Here is an 18,549-nt window from a genome sequence, read left to right as displayed (position 1 = left end):
ATGTAGCCGGTGTCGAAGAACATCCTTCTCGAAGCCCACGCGATGACGCTGAAGCAGGGCACCGGTATCGCCACATATGCGCGCAATCTTGCAAGCACGGCGAGCGGCCTCGGGCATCAGGTCGAGCTGCTCGTCGGCATCGAGCGCAAGATCAACCGCCGGGACGCACTCCTTTCGGAAGTCGTTCTCAACGACGCGGTCGATCCAAAGGCCATCGATCCCGTCAAGATGGTCGGCCGAGCGATCGATTGGACGATCGGGGTGCCGGCTGGTTCCAGGACGCAGCGCCTGCCGGCACCGCGCATCGTGCTCGATCCCGGCTCAGGCACGGCTGCAGAACGACGCCATCCGACGCACGGGGCGGTCCGGCTCTGGGAGCGATCTTTTCTCCATTTCAACCGGTTGGGACGGAGGATGGAGGTGAAGACCGAGGGGCGCCACGACTTGTTCCATGTGACGCGCCCGACGCCGGCGTTCGTCAAAGGCGCAGCCAACATCTACACGATTCACGATATCGTTCCGCTACGACTTCCCTATGCCACCCTGGACAATAAGAAGTATTTTTATAACATGATCAGGCATATCGTTAAAAAAGCTGATCATATCGTAACGGTTTCGGAATTCACGCGCCGGGATGTCCAAGAATTCTTTAACATCCCTGACACGCGAATTACCAACACGTGGCAGTCTGTCGCCGTGAACGAGGCTGCAATTTCCGGTTCAGATGAAGACGCGGCACGTGATGTTGAAAATCGATACGGCCTGTCGTTCAGGGATTACTTTCTGTTCTTGGGTGCTGTCGAACCCAAAAAGAACATCTCGCGTCTGGTCGAGGCTTATGCCACCTCCGGGTCGACGCGGCCGCTCGTCCTGGTAGGCGGTCTGGGCTGGCAATATGAGCAAGATCTTGAAACGTTGAAGGACGAGCGCCTGCTGAGCTGGCGCTTCGACGGTTCGCATATCAAGCCGGAGCGTAGGGTCCAGCGCTTGCCCTATGTGCCGCTGTCCTCTCTCCTGTCCCTGATCCGGGGCGCGCGGGCGGTTCTGTTTCCCTCGCTTTACGAGGGTTTTGGCCTTCCGATCCTCGAGGCCATGCTGCTGGGGACGCCGACGATCACTTCGAATACGAGCTCGATGCCGGAAGTCGCCGGCGACGCGTCGATGCTGGTCAATCCCTACAAGATCGAGGAGATCCGCGATGCGATCAGGACGCTCGATGCCGATGCCGATCTGCGCGCCGAACTCGTGAACCGAGGGCGCAAGCGTGCCGAGTTCTTCTCGCCCGCGCTTTACGCCGAGCGGATGAAAGCTGTCTACGATCGCGTCCTCGGCTGACAGGCATTTAAGCTGTTTCGGCGCTTCGGCTCTGTTGTCAGATGCCGAAGCGGCGCCTGAGATTGGTAATGTGCTGGGCGAGTTCGCCTGATGCCCGCAGCTTGAGCGACGATTGCTCCGACGCGACGCTGCGGGCCTTGTCGGTGTCGAATGCATGAGAGGCGTAGAGCTCGGCATAGCGCTCAAGAAAGACCGCCTGATCGCCGGGGCTCATCTCCGAGTAGCGCAGCGCCTTACCCTTGCTGAATTGGCCGATGACACCCTTGTCCCGGAATCTGGCAAGAACGTTCTCGATGTCGATGGCCGCCCCGATCTGGTTCGCTATGGCGCGGATCACGGCTGCGCTATCGTAGCAGATCTCGTTGTAGGTAAAGATCTTGACTGGCTCGACGACAGCCCACTCCCGGAAGCAACCGAGCTGGATGTCGAGCGAGTTCAGCGTGTCGGTGACAGTCACGAATTCCGAGAACGGCTTGTTTCGCCAGCGCCGTGAGCGGGCACCGTGATCGATCATCGAGAGCGCGATCTCGCGCGGATCTCTGATCGAAGCGCTCGCCAGGACTTTCCCCGCTGCCACCAGGCTCGCAACCTCGCCGCGCGGTGGCCCGTGCGTTTTGAGGACAATGTCGCCTCCGCCGACATGTCGCTCGATCTCGCCCAGAAGATCGTGATCGATGAAGTTGAAGTAGTTCTCGACCGAATCCGACTTCCGGAATGGCGCCCCCAGCTTGACGACCGGCCGTCCGGCAGCGCGGAAGACCTCCTCTGTCATCTGGTAGAGGAAGGTGCTCGCCGACTTGGTGATGCCGTAGCAGATATAGATCATCGCCTGACCTGATGAGCAGCAGGTTTACGGTGCGGTCGATGAGGCGAAATTGCTGCTCTCATGGTTTCTCCTGACCGGAGCTGCGTTTGAGCAGGCGCTGTTGCTGCCATGCGAGCAGCGGTCTGTACAGGCTATGAAACCAGGCCAATAGCGCCATCGTCTTCGACGGTGCCAGCAGGAATACACCCTTCTCGGCTTTCTCGATGATCTGCTCGGCGACGCGCTCAGGAGTCATCACGCCGCCCTGCTCGGAGATCAGGCGGGTCACCGGGGGCCGCTTCAACCTCTCATTCGCCAGCTGCGGCGTTTCGGTGTCGGGTGGAAAGGCGACGCTGACGGCGATGCGGTCGGCGGCAAGTTCCAGGCGCAGGATTTCCGCGAGTGCCCTCACTGCGAACTTGCCAGGCGCGTAGCCGCTATAACCGGCGATGCCGATGAAGGCCGCGCCAGACGAGACCAGCGTGACCCGGCCGCCGCCGCCGCGACGCATGACGGGGACAGTTGCATGGATCAGGTGAAGCGTCCCGAAATAGTTCGTTTCCATTTGCGCCCGATGGGCGGCGAGATCGAGATCGCAAAACAATCCGGGATCGACGATCCCCGCGCATGTGATGAGCCAGTCGATGCCGCCGTAGCGAGCCTCGATCTCGGCGATCGCACTTTGCGAAGCCGCGACGTCGGCCACGTCGACAGGCAGAGGATCGATCAGGCCGGCATGCTCCGGGCCGAGCAACGTCTTGGCATCAAGCAATCGCTTCATGTCACGCGCCAGCAGGACGACGCGATGGCCGCGCTTCAGGAGGACACGCGCGCAAGCCAGACCGATGCCGCTCGAGCCGCCCGAAATGACGGCAGTCTTAAGCGGAGGCGGCGCTGGCACAGGACGTTCTCCGATCGAGCCGTTGCGGGAAGGAGGCTCTACTCGATCGGCCCAATCGAGTCGTCCAGATAATACCATTGCTCGAGATGGCGCAGGATGATCGGCTCGATCCGGCTGTTGAGGGAGGCGACATCGGCGAGTGGATTTTCGATACCCGGATCCATGTGGAAAGGTCGTTCGAAATGCAGGCGAAACCGCGTCTCGCCGACCCGTTCGCAATAGGCCACGACGATCTGGGCGCCGGTGCGCCGGGCAAGCTTTGCCACCAAAGCCAGATTGCCCTTCAGGTGGGGCTGGCGGCCAAAGAGCGGCGCCATCATGGTTCCTTTGCGCTTTTCATCCGGGAAGATGGCAAGGACGCCGTTGCCCTTGAGTATGGAGAGCGCGCGCAGCGCACCGTTTCGGTCTGGTGGGAGCACATTGACGTTGAAGCTGCTGCGAGTCGCCTCGGCGATGTCACGATGCGCTGCGTTGTCGGGGATTTCCGAGATCGACGCGATCGGAACTCCCATAATCTGTAACGCGGACGCCAGAACCTCCCAATTGCCGAGGTGTAGGCATAGCGCGATGGTCGGGATCTTTCCGATATCCGCTCGGGCGACATCCGCACCGACGAGTTCCATCCGCTCGGCCGCGGCGAAACGATGGACGATGGAAAATTCCGCCATCAGGCGTCCGACATTCTCGACAAAGCGCCATGCCAGCTTGTCGGCCTCCGCTTCAGGCATGGCCGGAAAATGGTGCCGGATGTTGGCGCGCGCCTTGCGGGCAACGTCAGGGTCGATGAATCGGATCTTGAGCCAGGCCAGCCGGGCGCCGAGGTTCGAAACGAACGAGATCGGCAGCCTCCGCAAGGCGTGATGCAGTACTCTTTCCACGGCCTGCATGGCGCGGTTCCGTCCTAGAAGGGGAGTTGGGGCGAACGCTTGACGATGCGCGCGGGCAGGCCGCCCTTCGGACGCAATGTCAGCCGGCAGACCGGCTCGACCTTGTAACCCTCCCGCGGCTGGACCTCAAAGCGCTGAGCCAGGATGGCTAGGCACAGCGTCGCCTCGTCCAGGCCGAAATTCATGCCGGGACAAATCCGCGGGCCGACCGCGAAAGGAATATAGGCGAAGGGGTCGATCCGGGCGCCGGACAAGAAGCGCTCCGGTAGGAAGTGGTTCGGCTTCTCCCAGAGATCCACCGAACGGTGCAGCAGCCACGGCGCGATCATGACGAGCGCGGATTTCTCAACATCAATATGACCGATGCGATCGGCCTCCAAGGCCTGCCTCGGCAACAGGGGGACCGGCGGGTAGAGGCGCAGCGTCTCCTGGATGACGGCGCGGCACCAGCGCAATTGTGGCAGATCGGCCAGGGTCGCTGCCCGATTGCCGCAGGCCGCGGTGATTTCGTCATGGACGCTGCGCCGCACCCAGGGTGCATTGGCCAGCAGATACCAAGCCCAGGTCAGCGTCGTCGCCGTGGTTTCGTGCCCAGCCATGAAAATCGTCGCGGCTTCGTTGCGCAGCGCCGTGGTGTCCAGCGGTTCTCCTCCGTTCTTCTGGTTGCGGCGGATCAGCAGATCGACCATCGAGCCGGCGTCACCCTTGCCGGCTAGGTGGGCGTTGATGACGCCTTCGACGACGCGGTGCACCATCGCGATAGCCCAGCGTCGGCGTTTTCCGCCAAAGGCCGGCCAACCATTATCGGCGCCAAGGAAATAGCCGAGATTGAACGAATCGGTATGGCGCTGATAGGTGCTGAAGCCGTCGATGACCTGTTGGGCGGCCTCGCGCGCGATGTTGTTGCCGAAGACGGCGCGCGAGATGATCGCGGCTGTAAGGCGTCCCATCTCCTCGGTCAGTTCGACTTCTGCGTCGGCGGGCAGGGCGTCCCACTCGGCGGCGACGGTGAGCGCTGCGTCTTCCATCGTCTTGCCGAATTCCGGCAGCCGGCGCTTGTGGACAATGTCTGCGACCAGCGGCCGGCGCTTTTTCCAGGTCTCGCCATCGCTGATGAAGAGGCCGTCCCCAAGCAGGGCTTCGAGCGCCCGCCGCATCTGCGGGCTTTTCCGCTCGAAATTGCTGTGCCGCGTCGCGACTACATACCGGATATGTTCCGGATCGTTCACAAAGACGACCTGCCGGCGCAGAATCCGGAAGCTGTCGATGCCGGAGCGGTAATACTTGGCTGGCCAGATCTCTACGAGGTTCCTGCGAGCTCCGAGGATCACCTCAAGCAAATTGGGTTCCCGCGTGAGGGCTTTGGGATGAGCGGGAGTGAACTCCGCAGCGGTCTTATATTCGATCATAGTCGGCGAGCGACGGAGCGAGAACGCGCGCTGTGCTAAGGGAAGGTTGCGTTGCAGCATAACTCACGAGATTCGATGGGCGACCAGCACGGTTCATGCAGTACTAATTCCTATGCCATGACTAAAATAACCATGATGCCTAGCCAATATTGGCCTGCCCCGCTTGAGTGGACCGGTTTCAATCTAATGCATGGTGGGCTTTGGTCCTGACCCGTTTGTGGCCCCAGGCGATGGCGTTGCGCGCCGGAGAGATCGTTGCGGTCAATCCGCGACTGGCTTAGTCTCTACCACCGCACAATGCCCCCCTATTCGCTTCAAGGGGGCAAAACGGATAAGACCGGCGCTGTAGTTCATTGATTGTTTGGCCGGTCCCTTCGCTCAATCTCCCTGCGAAGCGAAATCATCTCCTCGTTCCGCAGATGGTTTTGAGAAGCCAGGTCACGAATCCAGCGCATCGAAAAGCCGAAGGGCGTCGTGTGCGGCAGGTCGTCGCCCTTAGTAGCGAGAATGTCGCCGACACGGCTTTCAATGGCGATCATTTCGAATAGATCGCGGTGGTTATCGAATTTCACCAATCCAAAACGGCGGGAAATGTAGTAAAAATCGCTGAAATTCGGGCGCAGTCTTGCGATCAGGGTTCCGAAGTGGTCGGTAACGAATTCGTCCCCTTTTCCGAACCTGTCAGCGACATCACCAATGGAAAATTCCATGATCATGTTCTTCGTGATCGAGAGGGCGTCGAAACTGGCCGATAAAACGGCGTCTGAGTAGCCCTCGACATCGATCTTCATCAGGTCGATCTTATCAAGACCGATCCCCTTTACGAAGCTATCGAGCGTTTGACAGGGTACCGTATCACCTCCAATCGTCGCGATCTTGGCATTTGTGCCTGACCCGGCGAATGATATCTCGCCATCGTGGTCAGCGATAGCAACGCGATGCAGCTTGACGTTCACTCCAGCCGCGTCGGTGTTCCCCTGTAAGATGAAAAAATTCGCTGCAGAAGGCTCTACCGCGATGACGGAAGCCCCGCTGATCGCCTTCGCTAGGTAGATCGTATTGACGCCGACATTGGCCCCAATGTCGACAAAGGCTCCGCCGGCCGGGACAAGCTGCTTATAAAGCGAAAGTTGGTTCTCCTCCCATACGCCCGTCTTTTCCACGGTTTCGGAGATGATGCGTTCTGATTCATCGATCTGGAAAGAGAACTGGACATCGTCATACCGAAAATTGCACTGCTTAAGTTGCATCGGGTGGCCTTGTTCAGTTCTTTGCCGCGATCTTAGTGATGCTAAAGTTCGAGTAACGCCTGCTCATCAATAGAAATACCTGCCGCGATGACCCCGAAGATCTGCGGAATCTTCATCTATATTCTTAATGTCTTCAAAAGGGACGTGCGGTTCTTCTTCTGACTTAGCATTCCGGCCATTAATCCATTTGCTGGACCACTCTACGTTTCGGCGCTTGTCATACTCCGGCGCAAACTGTCTCAAAGCTACCCGGCTGACAGCCTCGGTTACGCGCTGAAACACCCCCGTCATGAAATCGCTCCTGCATGGACCTAGGCAGCACCGCTACCCTAACTTCAGCTAATCGGCTATTGCTCATCTCATGAGTGGGATTTCGGAATTAGGCAAGGCGCTCGCGGCGAAGCGGCGCGTTTACCAAGCACTTACGCTGCGCTTCGTTGTTACGCGATATGGGCGCGAGAACATCGGCTTTTTGTGGGTGTTCGTTGAGCCGATGCTGTTGTGTCTGGGTGTAATGGGTCTTTGGTCCATTATGAAGGGAAAGACAGAACACGGCATCCAGCTAACAGCAATTGTATTCACTGGGTATATGCCGCTCACGCTTTGGCGGCACATAACAGGACAAATGATTTGGGCGCCTAGGATCGGTAAGAATTTAGCGATATTTCGTGGTATGACCATGCTAGATTTTATTTTGGCTAAGGTTCTTTTGGAGATTGTCAGCGTTAGTGGCAGTGTTGTCATTGTGTATTTTGTTTTAAACACATTTGGGGTTCTGCCAGATTTTTACGATATGGGTCTTATGCTTGCCGGTTGGGGGATGATGTCCGCGCTAGGGCTAGGCTTCGGCTTAACGATCGCGTGCCTTGCAGAATTTAACGATCTCACGGAAAAGGTGATCCAGCCTATCCAATACTTCCTTCTTCCCCTGTCTGGATGCTTCTTCATGCTGGACTGGCTCCCGGATCATGCAAGGGATATGGTGTCGTATGTCCCGCTGGTCCACGCATATGAGACATTTAGGGCCGGCTTTTTCGGACCGAACGTGATGACGTATGGGGATTTGTTTTATGGGTACGCCAGCGCTCTTGTACTGACCGGCCTCGGGTTCTTCCTGTTTGAACGAATTAGAGACAGGGTGAACCCCTAAGGTGGCCCCCTGAGCCCTTAACAACCCGATTCCACCGCAATCCCCCCCCCCGAGGGGCACGACGATCGGCTTTGGCGAAGATTAGGGGCTTCGACAGCTAAGACAAGGCGAAGATTCTGTTCGAGCCCCACGTCTTCTACCGCAGCCGGGCGGGGAGAAGCTGAATCGCGCTGTTCGGGGAGGCTTGCGTACAGGTCGTGGAAGTCAGGCGCGTACGCGAAGGGCAGTTATCCTGCGGCTCGCGATCGAGATTAGTGAAACCCCTTGTCGGGCTGCAGCCACCAGATCCGGCGACGCTGCCGCAGAAGGCGCCTGAAAACAGTCATCGCGTCGTAAAACGCCGTTGATGCGGCCATCGAGACCTCTGCGGTTGGGCGCACGCATGGCAAGTCCTCCCGCAGACCAGTTTTGGCGACTGTAGATAGCAGAGCAACGCTTACTTCAACAGCGTCGGTCCCGCGCTCTGATGGCGCGGATGAAGGAGCTTTGGCTCCGCCGGCTTCGGCTGGCAGGGTTATTTTGTTCGGGGTACACCACTCCCGACGGCGTCCGGAAGGACCAAATCGGAAACGAAAGGCAAGAGTGCTTGAGCTTGATCAAGATCGGCTATGGCGACAAGGTTGGTGATAGGTCGTGATCGACGCTAGGGGCTTTGTTGCGTCGCGGCTGGCGGCCGTCCATGGAAGGGCAGTGCTCTTTCTCTATAGCAAAAGTGCTGGGAGGTTGGAGTGGTGTCGGATTCAAATATGAGCTTGCTGACGAACTCGATTGCGCATTCAGGCCATTCTGCTGATTTTTTATCAGAGAAACCAATCTTTGTTGTGTCAAGCTTCAGGACTTCTAGTACTTGGCTCTGGCTGAAGATAAGATCTTCGGCGAACGCAATGGCCTATTGCGAAATTTTTCATGAGGCGTTGTCAACAATCAGCTCCAGGGAAGCTGTTCAAATCTCGGCGTCAAGCTGGCAGTCAAAACACCCATTGTCTGCTCCATACTTCGTTGAATTTCTGCCACTTCTCAAAGACGGGGGCGGGGTTGACGGATATTTACCCGAGATGGCCTTTGAGCGGTTTATCCCGCTCGATGGTGTCGACGGAGAGCTCTCCTCGTCAGAGGTAGACTACATTGCGCGCCTGATCGAGCACGCAAGAAGATGCAGAAAGATACCGGTGTTGACATGCACGCGGGCGCTGGGAAGAGCAAAGGCCATCAAGAAGGTATTTGATTTTAGGGTTGTATTTTTATACAGAAATATTTTTCATCAATGGGCGTCTTATTGTCAGCAATCTATGCTTGGAAATAATTATTTTATAGATACGATCGACAAGACGCTATATAGATCTCGTCAAGATCCGTTTTTAAGAAATGTATCTGAATGGTTTCATGCCCGAAAAAGTTCGGGCAGTTGCATTGAGCTCTTCTATACATTTCTTTTGATGCATGTTTATCTTGCAGCTGTTGGCCATGATGCCGCAGATTTGACGATCAACGCGACCAAGATTGCTTCTGACCCCCAACTCAACCGGGAGGCCGCCGATCAGCTTTCGCAACTGGTCCTGTCTCCCGTCGACCTAGGTGATGCAAAGCTCGACTTCGGATACGTCTCATTGCCGGTAATTTCGCGCTCTGTTCTGATCGACACGATTCAGCAGATGACTAAAATCATGGGCGAGTTCGGGATTTCCGAGAGAGCTCATCAATTTGCTGAGAGGGCAGCCGAAGAGGCGCTTAGCGAATGGGAGCGGCATGAATTTTTCACCCGCGGCCTACATTCGATCCAGGCGAAGACTGTGGCGGATCTAACCGATCGCTGCAATGCCGCCCAGAGCGAGGTGGATAGGCTCCAGGTCGAGTTCGGCAGAGCGCGAGATGCCATCCAGCGAGCCACGCAAGAAGCTGCTGATCGTCAAGCTGCTGATCACGTTGTTGCATCGGCCGAATGCGCTATTCTGCAGGTTCGGATCGAGGAGCTGACCGCTGAGCGCGACGCTCTCGTCGTTCGATTGGATATCGCAAGTCGAGAGGCAATTGCCGCAAAGGATTCCGCCTTGGCTGAAGTAACCAAGCAGATTGCAACTCTGTCATCGGAGCGAAAAAAATTAATCGATCACGCCGCCAGACTGACCGAAGAGATCACGGCGATCCAAGCAGAGTTGGACGAGGCCATTGCAGCCAGAGATCAACTTGCTCAACGGCTCAAATCTTTTGATGCCGACAAGCGCGGGGGGTGGTGGCCCTGGCGTAGCGCTGAGTAACAAATCCCGATATCGTCGAATCCAAGGCACGGCCACCAGAGCACACTGATCTGAGCCCTTAAAACTGGATCGCTTTGGGTTGGAGTATCCGTTTTGATCAAGCGGCTTTGGGCTTCCAGGCGCGTTTGTCTCTGAGTAGAGCGTTGGCGAGCAAGAGAAGCTTGCGCATGACGGCGGGGATGGCGAGCTTTGGAGGCTTCCCTGCCGCGATGAGCGCCTGGTATTTTGAACTGATACCAACGGCCGCTGAGGCTGACTCACGAGGGCTTTTCGACGGTCGGTTTCGCTGATTCCATGGGCGCGAGGAGGATTCGCGCCATGCCTGCTGCGGTGAAGCTTGGGACGGACTACTTGGCCTTGGATCTGCGCCGGCTCGCGGCTGGATCCCGGCACGCCAACCAGGGCCGGCGGCTTTTGTCGCTGGCGGCTGTTCTGATGGCATGGATCGGGCGCAGGCGGCGCGGATTGGCGGCACGGACCGCCAGACGCTGCGCGACTGGGTCCACCGGTTCAACGAGCACGGCCCCGAGGGGCTGAAGGACATCCGCTCGAAGGGCCAAACGGTCAAACCGAGGGCCAGATGACCCGTCTCAAGCTCGTCAAACGCCAGATGTACGGCCGCGGGAAGATCGATCTCCTCCAGGCCCGTCTTATCGACGCGAAATGATCCCAGACGTCAGCGAGATTGCGTCAGACCCAACATTGCAGGCGATCTCACACAAAACGACAGTTATGGATCCGCGCTCGCAGCGCATCCAGGCGAGTCTGCGACTTGACCCGCGCGCCTTTGCAAACCAAATTTTCAATGCTTGAAAATTTGCATTCCCCCTGAGCCACTAAACGGGTCCGGACCATGGCCGCGGCGGCGACTGCGTCGTGTAGCATCTGGCAGGCTTCACTGGCAGCCGGTCCCGCCACGTGGCATCCCCTTGGCGCTTACCTAGAGCACGTCCTGTTTAATCTGGTTCATATCCAGCAGCGGCGAAATAGTTTGCGCATTCGGCTGGCGTGAAGCGGTCGATGACGGCGCCGATCGCGTCCCAGAGGGCTGGGATTGTTCTCTCGGCTTTGGCGCGCAGCATTGCCTTCAGCTTGGAGAAGGCGTTCTCGATCGGATTGAAGTCTGATGGGTGGATGCCCCCTGCTCAGCGGTAGCCTCGAGCCGTAACGTGGCCGGCGGCGAACTCAGAGGACGGGAGGGCACTATGGACAATATTGCTGTGATCGGGCTCGATCGGCTAAGAACCTGTTTCAAGTCCACGGCATCGATATCGCAGGCCAGATCGTACTTCGTCGAAAGCTCCGTCGCGGCGAGATGCTCGGCTTCTTTGCGGCTCTACCACCTTGTCTGATCGGCATGGAGGCGTGCAGCAGTTCGCATTTCTGGGCGCGGGAGCTCGGCCGGTTTGGGCATGACGTGCGCTTGATGCCGCCAGCCTACGTGAAGCCCTACGTAAAGCGTGGCAAGACCGACGCGGCTGACGCCGAGGCGATCTGCGAAGCGATGACACGCCCGACCATGCGCTTTGTCTCGCCCAAGACCGAGGCGCAGCAGGCAGGGCTGGTCGAACTCAGGGTCCGCGACATGCTGGTGCGCCAACGCACGCAGGTGGCGAATGCGTTGCGAGGACATCTTGCCGAGTGCGGGATCATCGCGGCGCAGGGCATCTGGAAAATCGTCGAGCTGCTCACCATCATTCGCGACCGAGACGACCATCGATTGCCGGGGCCCGCGCGCGCTGCACTTATGGAGCTGGCCGGGGAACTCGAGGCCCTGGAGATGCGGATCGAGCGTTTGCAGGCGGGATTGGTCCGCCGGACTCGAGCTGATGTGACAGCAAAGCGTCTTGTCACAATTCCGGGTGTCGGCGCGATCACGGCCAGTGCCTTGCTTGCGATGGTGTCGGATCCGCGCGGTTTCGCTTCCGGTCGACACTTCGCCGCCTGGCTCGGCCTGACGCCGCGTCCCCATTCCAGCGGCGGCAAGGAGCGCCTCGGCGGAATCTCGAAACAGGGCAACACGATGTTGCGTACGCTGTTGATCCGCGGCGCCATGACAAGACTGCAATATGCGCGGCGGACCAAAGGGAGCAATGGCTGGCTCAACGAGTTGCTGACGCGTCGGCCCTTCAAGGTCGTGGCAGTGGCGCTGGCCAACAAAATGGCTCGGATCGCCTGGGCGCTGCTCGCAAAAGGAGGAAGTTACAGGACACCTGCAGCCACCTGATCGGCTGGTAAAGAGCTGCCCGGCGACCGCGGCCGGCAGGGCCAAGGTGCTGAAGCGGCGATGAGTTGAGAGACCGGCGAGCCGGATGCAGGCCAGACCGATACAGCCCCCGCGCAATCATAGCGCGCAAGTCTGATTAGGCGCCTGCACCACGTAACTCATCGGGGCCCGCGGCCAGCCTGGCTGCATAAGAGGCCGGACACATGACCGCACCCGTGCTCTCGACAACAGCGCCGCAGAATCGCCTTGACCCGCAGGGGGCATCCACACACGGGCTGTAGGGCGGGAGGTAAAGGAGCCTCGCGCCGGCGGCCTCGATGGCCTCGCGGACGCCCGCGGCCTTGTGGGCGGGGAGATTGATGGGGTGGACGCCCCCACCGGCATCTGTGTGCCAAAGTGGTGGTGTTGCAGACCACCAAGGAGGCGTCCGTGGGACAGATTATCACAATCGGGCTGGATCTGGCGAAGCACGTCTTTCAGATACATGGTGCCGATCGCGCTGGAGCAGTCGCTGCACGGTCGCGATGGAGGCCTGCGGCGGTGCGCATCATTGGGCACGCGAGATCGGACGGCTTGGTCACGAGGTGAAGCTGATTGCACCCGCCTACGTAAAACCGTTCGTGAAGCGGCAAAAGAACGACATGGCAGATGCCGAGGCGATCTGCGAGGCGGCGCAGCGCCCCACCATGCGGTTCGTGCCCGTGAAGAGCGAAGAGGCGCAAGCCTCAGCGCTGGTGTTTCGTACCCGGGACCTGCTGGTCCGGCAACGAACCCAGCTGATCAATGCGCTTCGCGGACACATGACCGAGTTCGGCATGATCGTGGCGCAGGGCCCGATGCATGTTGCCAAGCTGATCACCATCGTGGGGGATCCGGCCTCTGGTATTCCCGTGCCGGCGCGCATCGTGCTTGGTGTGCTCATTGCCGAGATGCAGGCACTCGACGAGCGAGTTCTCCAACTTGACGCTGAGATCGTGCGCCGCGCCAAGGAGGACCCGGTAGCGACGCGGTTGATGACCATACCCGGAATCGGAGCGATCACCGCGACGGCTTTGGTTGCGCTTGCGCCATCGACCGCGACCTTCCGGCGAGGGCGGGACTTCGCTGCCTGGCTGGGGCTCACGCCTACTCAGCGATCCAGCGGTGGCAAGGAACGGCTGGGCCGGACCTCCCGGATGGGAGAACGAACGCTTCGGCGTCTACTCATCATCGGCGCGAGCGCAGTTGCCGGCTGGGCTTCTCGCAAGGGTCCAACGCCAGGAACATGGCTGGCCAGCATGATGTCGCGTAAACCGCCAATGCTGGTGCGGGTCGCACTTGCCAACAAAATGGCCCGAACGGTCTGGGCGCTTCTCGCCCATGGTGGGGTCTATCGAGCTGGACACCCGCAAGAACCGGCTGGTTTTGGCGAGCGCGGCGATAGTCGGTATCTTGGGAGCGCAGATCGGCCTCGCACTGCTTGATCGGTGGCCGATTTCCGACATTTTGGCGGGTTCCAGACAGATTTATCCCCTGGCGCCGGCGCGCTCATGGAAGATCAGCCTGTCGAAGTTGTAGGCGATGTTGGCCAGGGTGAGTTTCGCTTCGGCCCGTGCCAGGCCGATAGTGCGGATGAACAGGCCGAACCTGTTCTTCTGGTGGGCAAAGACGTGTTCGACCGCCGCCCGGATCGCCGATTTGCCGGCATTGGCGCGCGCGACATGGGCCGGCATCGGCCGTCCCGGCGGCTTGCGACGGTGGATCCGGCTGACCAGCATCTTCGCGGAAAGCCACTTCTCATTCTTCTGCGAGCGATAGGCGCTGTCAGCCCAGATCTCCGAAGAGGTGTTCTGCGTCGTCACCAGCCGCGGCAGCATACGCCCGTCCGCCTGCGCGGCCGAAGTAACCGCACTTTCCCGGATGAAGCCGAAACGGCGGTCGATCGCAATGTGGGATTTGTAGCCGAACACCGGCAAGGCGATCTGCGGCAAGGGCGTTCCGTCCGGCCGATACCGGATCTTGCCGCCGATCTTGAGCGTCCAGCGCGCGTCGACGTCCTTCTGCACCGCCTTGTTCGGCTCATCGGGCCAGATCTCCTTCGCGGTCTTGCCAGCCTTGATCGCCTCTTTCTCCCCATCCGTGTTCCGCTGCTTGGGCGCCGGCACGAGGGAGGCATCGACGATCTGACCCGACATCGGAATGTAACCCTTCTTCTGCAGTTGCCAGTCGAAGGCCTTCATCACGCGCCGCAGCGTGCCGGTCTCGGTCAACCTGTTGCGGAAGTGCCGGATCGTGTTCTCGTCGGGTGTCGGCCCGCCAGATCAAAGCGCAGGAAGCGCATCCAGGACAGACGGTCCCGGATCATGAACTCCATCTTCGCGTCGCTCAGATTGTGCTGCGCCTGCAGGATCAGCGCCTTGAACATCGAGACCGGGTCGAAGGGTGGACGCCCGCCCCTGGCTCCGTCGCCGTAGCCGAGCCCTTCGACCAGCCAGCCGCGGAAATATTCGAAATCGATCGTCGCTTCGAGCGTTTCCAGCGGATCGCCGATCGCACTCAGCCGCTCAAGATGCTCCGACAACCCGAAAAACGACCGCTGTTCCATCGTCCCTCTCGCATCCCGCGACCATGGACGAGTGAATCACGAAATCACCAACCGCGGTAGGTTCTTGCGGGTGTCCAGCTCCGGCCGTGGCGGCGTAAGCCGTCGAGGTCGTTGGGTGCCGTGGAGCAGGCTGAGGTCGAAGGAGAGTATGGCGCAACGGTCGTGAGACAGGATCGGGTAAGCCAGTTCATGGACAAGCGCTTCGAGCGCGCCAGATTGTTTTGGACCCGATCCGCGAACTCCCATACGGGCCCGCGGCATGTCATGGCCGCATCAGAGGCCGGACACATGTCAGCACCCGATCCGCACGCCATTCACCTCCCAAGATTCTACTTGCTCCACAGGGGGCGTCCACACATGTCCATGACGACGATATCGCCCGGAGCGAGGGTCTTGACCAGCACCTGCTCGACATAGGCGAGGAAGACGATGCCGTTCATGGCACCGTCATAGACGAGAGGCGCGGTCATGCCGGAAAGCCGGAGCGCGCCGGTGAAGGTCGTGGTTTTCCAATGGCCGTGCGGAACGCCAGCCCGGCAGCGCTCGCCGCGGGGCACTCTCCCACGAAGACGGGCCGTCTTGGTCGAGAGGCCGGTCTCGTCGATGAAGACGAGCCTCGCGGGATCGAGATCGGGCTGGCCGTCGAACCAGTTCCGCCGTCGCTTCAGGATGTCCGGTCGCTCCTGCTCCAGTGCATGCGCGGACTTTTTTTGAACGTCCAGCCGCGGCCGCGCAGCCAGGCGCTCAAAGCGCTGCGGCTGATCCGCACCGCCGGTCCGGCGGCCAGCCGCTCCACCATCTCGTTCAGCGTGATATCCTTCTGCCCACCAATCAGTCCGACGATAAAGGCCTCATGCGCATCGAGGCTCGAGCTGCGGCGACGGCCCTGCGGGCGTGGTGGCAGTTCGCCGATCCTCGCCCGTGCAATCCAGCGGATCGCGCTCGATACCCCGACCCCGAACCGCGCCGCAGCCTGCCGCGCTGACATGCCATCCGCTGACGCATTCAGCACCCGCAACCGGAGATCCCCACTCAGCGCCCTGCCCATCATCCACCTCCATTGAGATGGACGTTGAATCACCGACCAGCCGCGCCGTCACTTCACATTCGATTCATCAAACGCAGGACGCGCTCTAGATTTAGAGCATCGATCATCCCGCTTGAGGCGGGCTCTCAGCCGCGATTTTCGAGGAACCATTGATAGGTCTGTGCGATGCCATCCTTCAGCCCGATCCTGGGCACCCACCCCATGGCTCGCAGCCGGTCCGCGCTCATCAGCTTGCGCGGCGTCCCGTCGGGCTTGCTCGTGTCCTTCACGATCTCGCCTTTGAAGCCGACGACCTCGCAGACCGCCTCGGTCAATTCGAGGATCGTCACGTCCTCGCCCGACCCAATATTGACGTGCTCGAAGCCGGAATAATGTTTCAGCACATGAACCAGCCCGTCGGCGCAGTCGTCGACATGTAGGAACTCGCGGCGCGGCGTCCCCGTGCCCCAGATCGTGATCTGCTTGTCGCCGCGCTGCTTGGCCTCGTGAGCCTTGCGCAGCAGCGCCGGCATAACGTGGCTGGACTGGAGGTCGAAATTGTCCTCCGGCCCATAGAGATTGGTCGGCATCGCCGAGATGTAGTCGCAGCCATACTGTTTGCGGTATGACTGGGCCAGCTTGATGCCGGCGATCTTGGCGATGGCGTACCACTCGTTGGTCGGCTCCAGAGGCCCGGTCAGGATCGAGTTCTCCTGGATGGGCTGTGGCGCGAACTTCGGATAGATGCAGCTCGAGCCGAGGAAGAGCAGCTTGCCGACCCCGGCATGACGCGAGGCTTCGATAATGTTCGCCTCGATCATCAGATTCTGGTAGAGGAAATCGGCCGGGAAGCTGTCATTGGCGAGGATGCCGCCGACCTTGGCCGCAGCCACGATCACGACGTCCGGCCTGTTCTTCATGAGCCAGCGCTCAGTTTGGTCCTGCCGCAGCAGGTCGGCATCGTCCCGGCCCGCCGTGACGATCTCGCACGCTTCGCTCTGGAGGCGGCGCACCAGTGCCGCTCCGACCATGCCGCGATGCCCCGCGACCCAGACGCGCTTGCCCGTCAGATCGAAACCAGCCTCACTCGGCATTGCGGCGACGCTCCTGCTGGACAACTTTGAGATCGAACGCGACCATTTCCTCGCAGAGCTTCTGCCATTTGGTCTCGTGCTTCCAGCCGAGCTTGGTCCGGGCCTTGGTCGGGTCGCCGATCAGCAGATCCACCTCGGTCGGGCGGAAATAGCGCGGATCGATCTCGACCAGAACCTTACCGGTCTTAGCGTCGAGGCCCTTCTCGTCGGCGCTCTCGCCCTGCCAGGCGATGTCGACACCCACCTGCTTGAAGCCATGCGCCACGAAATCGCGGACCATCGTGGTCTCGCCAGTGGCGAGCACATAGTCGTCGGGCTGGTCCTGCTGCAGCATCAGCCACATGCCGCGGACATATTCGCGTGCATGGCCCCAATCGCGCTTGGCGTCGAGATTACCGAGATAGAGCTTGTCCTGGTAACCCAGATGCATCGCTGCGATGGCGCGCGTGATCTTGCGGGTGACGAAGGTCTCGCCGCGCAGCGGGCTCTCGTGGTTGAACAGGATGCCGTTCGAGGCGTGCATTCCGTAGGCCTCGCGGTAGTTCACCACGATCCAGTAGCCATAGAGCTTGGCCGCGGCATAGGGGCTTCGAGGATAGAACGGCGTCGTCTCGCTCTGCGGGATTTCCCGGACCTTGCCGTAGAGTTCCGAGGTCGAAGCCTGGTAGAAGCGCGTCTTTTTGGTCAGGCCGAGCAAGCGGATCGCCTCCAGCAGGCGAAGCGTTCCGGTCCCGTCGGCGTTCGAGGTGTACTCCGGCGTCTCGAATGAGACCTGCACATGACTCTGAGCAGCGAGATTGTAGATCTCGTCGGGCTGGACCTCCTGGACGATGCGAATTAGATTGGTCGAGTCCGTCATGTCGCCATAGTGCAGGATGAAGCGCGGATTCTTCTCGTGGGGGTCCTGGTAAAGGTGCTCGATCCGCCCTGTATTGAACGAGGACGAACGGCGTTTGATGCCGTGGACGATGTATCCCTTCTCAAGCAGAAGTTCCGATAAGTACGCGCCATCCTGGCCCGTTACACCAGTGATGAGCGCGACTTTACCAACCCCAGACCAGTCCATACCGTCCTCCAGACTTCCGCTGATCCGCATCGCCTACGGGCCTGATCATGTCAATACCGGGCCCCTCCACATCAGTGAGCAGGTCAGTGAGGTAATTTGCCCCTGAGATTGACAGTCTGGCATTGCCAAGCTAGTCGGCAGTTAAAAATCGCGCGCTCTGCATCGTGCAGTTAATGTGGATGGCTGTTTTGTATTGCTAAGCTTATTTTTAGAAAATCGCAGTTTAAATACGATAAATCTGATTCTATCGAGAGTTTATCTTAGTAAAATCGACCGCGACATGTTAGCATTGCCGTCAGTCTGTCCGCTTTCATTCAGTTGTCGCGAAAATGGCAACGGTCTCAATGGCACCAAGGAATTCAGCCTGCTCGGTTGCGCCTGACGGCAAGCGTGGCTGGGAAAAGCTGCAGGCCACGGTTTGCCGTGTGGCAATGGCTAAGGAAAATGGTGCGAGATTGATATTCCAGACGAAAGGCACGCAGGGCATGATCGCCCTTTTCATTGAAGCGAGCGCTGAGGCGCCCACGGAGACTGCTAGGCCACCCATTGGCAGGACGCG

General features: G+C 59.6%; 12 protein-coding genes and 7 pseudogenes. 6 read left to right on the top strand and 13 right to left on the bottom strand.

The genetic code is table 11. The annotated features are described in order from the left end of the window. Positions 1-9 precede the first annotated feature (9 nt). Entirely contained in the window at positions 10-1,335 is a 1,326-nt protein-coding gene (locus AB4Z16_RS06270; RefSeq protein WP_441510469.1) for a glycosyltransferase family 4 protein, read from the top strand. Between the two features lie 37 nt (positions 1,336-1,372). On the opposite strand, the gene AB4Z16_RS06265 is transcribed toward AB4Z16_RS06270, so the two are convergent. The 6 genes from AB4Z16_RS06265 to AB4Z16_RS06240 form a co-directional block, all read right to left on the bottom strand. Then, positions 1,373-2,161, bottom strand: coding sequence for a hypothetical protein (locus tag AB4Z16_RS06265; protein ID WP_441510468.1), 789 nt, complete (start codon positions 2,159-2,161; stop codon positions 1,373-1,375). Between the two features lie 58 nt (positions 2,162-2,219). Next, positions 2,220-3,119 carry an SDR family oxidoreductase gene (locus AB4Z16_RS06260; protein WP_441510713.1) on the bottom strand — a complete coding sequence of 300 codons (900 nt, stop codon included), beginning with the start codon at positions 3,117-3,119 and terminating at the stop codon, positions 2,220-2,222. Further along, the gene (locus AB4Z16_RS06255) at positions 3,080-3,928 is read right to left on the bottom strand and encodes a lysophospholipid acyltransferase family protein (RefSeq protein ID WP_441510467.1); all 849 of its coding nucleotides are present in this window, start codon (positions 3,926-3,928) and stop codon (positions 3,080-3,082) included. The genes AB4Z16_RS06260 and AB4Z16_RS06255 overlap by 40 nt, the downstream gene beginning before the upstream one ends. Positions 3,929-3,942: 14 nt before the next feature. Continuing rightward, the gene (locus AB4Z16_RS06250; protein ID WP_441510466.1) at positions 3,943-5,397 is read right to left on the bottom strand and encodes a cytochrome P450; all 1,455 of its coding nucleotides are present in this window, start codon (positions 5,395-5,397) and stop codon (positions 3,943-3,945) included. A 290-nt stretch (positions 5,398-5,687) separates the two neighbouring features. After that, positions 5,688-6,587: an FkbM family methyltransferase gene (locus AB4Z16_RS06245; protein WP_441510465.1), complete on the bottom strand. Its 900-nt coding sequence runs from the start codon at positions 6,585-6,587 to the stop codon at positions 5,688-5,690. 66 nt (positions 6,588-6,653) lie between these two features. Further along, positions 6,654-6,878: a hypothetical protein gene (locus AB4Z16_RS06240; RefSeq protein ID WP_441510464.1), complete on the bottom strand. Its 225-nt coding sequence runs from the start codon at positions 6,876-6,878 to the stop codon at positions 6,654-6,656. Positions 6,879-6,948: 70 nt separating this feature from the next. On the opposite strand from AB4Z16_RS06240, the gene AB4Z16_RS06235 reads away from it, so the two are divergent. Together AB4Z16_RS06235 and AB4Z16_RS06230 are read left to right on the top strand one after the other, a co-directional pair. Continuing rightward, positions 6,949-7,737: an ABC transporter permease gene (locus tag AB4Z16_RS06235; RefSeq protein WP_441510463.1), complete on the top strand. Its 789-nt coding sequence runs from the start codon at positions 6,949-6,951 to the stop codon at positions 7,735-7,737. A 746-nt stretch (positions 7,738-8,483) separates the two neighbouring features. Continuing rightward, positions 8,484-9,992 (top strand): hypothetical protein, encoded by a 1,509-nt coding sequence (locus tag AB4Z16_RS06230; protein ID WP_441510462.1) that lies wholly within the window; start codon positions 8,484-8,486, stop codon positions 9,990-9,992. A gap of 97 nt (positions 9,993-10,089) precedes the next feature. On the opposite strand, the pseudogene AB4Z16_RS06225 reads toward AB4Z16_RS06230, so the two are convergent. Continuing rightward, positions 10,090-10,200, bottom strand: a pseudogene (locus tag AB4Z16_RS06225) (IS110 family transposase); the annotation flags it as partial. 110 nt (positions 10,201-10,310) lie between these two features. On the opposite strand from AB4Z16_RS06225, the pseudogene AB4Z16_RS06220 reads away from it, so the two are divergent. Next, positions 10,311-10,534, top strand: a pseudogene (locus tag AB4Z16_RS06220) (helix-turn-helix domain-containing protein); the annotation flags it as partial. A 414-nt stretch (positions 10,535-10,948) separates the two neighbouring features. Here the strand turns inward: AB4Z16_RS06220 and AB4Z16_RS06215 are convergent. Beyond that, positions 10,949-11,116, bottom strand: a pseudogene (locus tag AB4Z16_RS06215) (IS630 family transposase); the annotation flags it as partial. 81 nt (positions 11,117-11,197) lie between these two features. Between AB4Z16_RS06215 and AB4Z16_RS06210 the strand changes: the two are divergent. Continuing rightward, positions 11,198-12,219: pseudogene (locus AB4Z16_RS06210) on the top strand (IS110 family RNA-guided transposase). 271 nt (positions 12,220-12,490) lie between these two features. On the opposite strand, the pseudogene AB4Z16_RS06205 reads toward AB4Z16_RS06210, so the two are convergent. Then, a pseudogene (locus tag AB4Z16_RS06205) lies at positions 12,491-12,577 on the bottom strand (transposase); the annotation flags it as partial. Here AB4Z16_RS06205 and AB4Z16_RS06200 point away from each other — a divergent pair. Continuing rightward, positions 12,537-13,682 (top strand): IS110 family RNA-guided transposase, encoded by a 1,146-nt coding sequence (locus tag AB4Z16_RS06200; protein WP_441510461.1) that lies wholly within the window; start codon positions 12,537-12,539, stop codon positions 13,680-13,682. The pseudogene AB4Z16_RS06205 and the gene AB4Z16_RS06200 sit on opposite strands and share 41 nt — an antisense overlap. Positions 13,683-13,724: 42 nt before the next feature. Here the strand turns inward: AB4Z16_RS06200 and AB4Z16_RS06195 are convergent. The 4 genes and pseudogenes from AB4Z16_RS06195 to gmd all read right to left on the bottom strand — a co-directional run bounded on the left by AB4Z16_RS06195 (position 13,725) and on the right by gmd (position 17,990). Beyond that, positions 13,725-14,803 (bottom strand): annotated as a pseudogene (locus tag AB4Z16_RS06195) (IS5 family transposase). A gap of 359 nt (positions 14,804-15,162) precedes the next feature. After that, positions 15,163-15,851: pseudogene (locus AB4Z16_RS06190) on the bottom strand (IS630 family transposase); the annotation flags it as partial. A gap of 125 nt (positions 15,852-15,976) precedes the next feature. Next, positions 15,977-16,924: a GDP-L-fucose synthase gene (gene fcl / locus AB4Z16_RS06185; RefSeq protein WP_441510460.1), complete on the bottom strand. Its 948-nt coding sequence runs from the start codon at positions 16,922-16,924 to the stop codon at positions 15,977-15,979. Further along, positions 16,914-17,990, bottom strand: coding sequence for a GDP-mannose 4,6-dehydratase (gene gmd, locus AB4Z16_RS06180; RefSeq protein ID WP_441510459.1), 1,077 nt, complete (start codon positions 17,988-17,990; stop codon positions 16,914-16,916). Before gmd ends, fcl begins: the two co-directional genes overlap by 11 nt. Positions 17,991-18,549: the final 559 nt, after the last annotated feature.

Origin of the sequence: Allobosea sp. TAF32, from assembly GCF_052113585.1 — a bacterium.
Classification (GTDB): Bacteria; Pseudomonadota; Alphaproteobacteria; order Rhizobiales; family Beijerinckiaceae; genus Allobosea.
The sequence above is the reverse complement of the archived record's forward strand: the minus strand, read 5'-3'. Positions and strand labels throughout refer to the sequence as shown.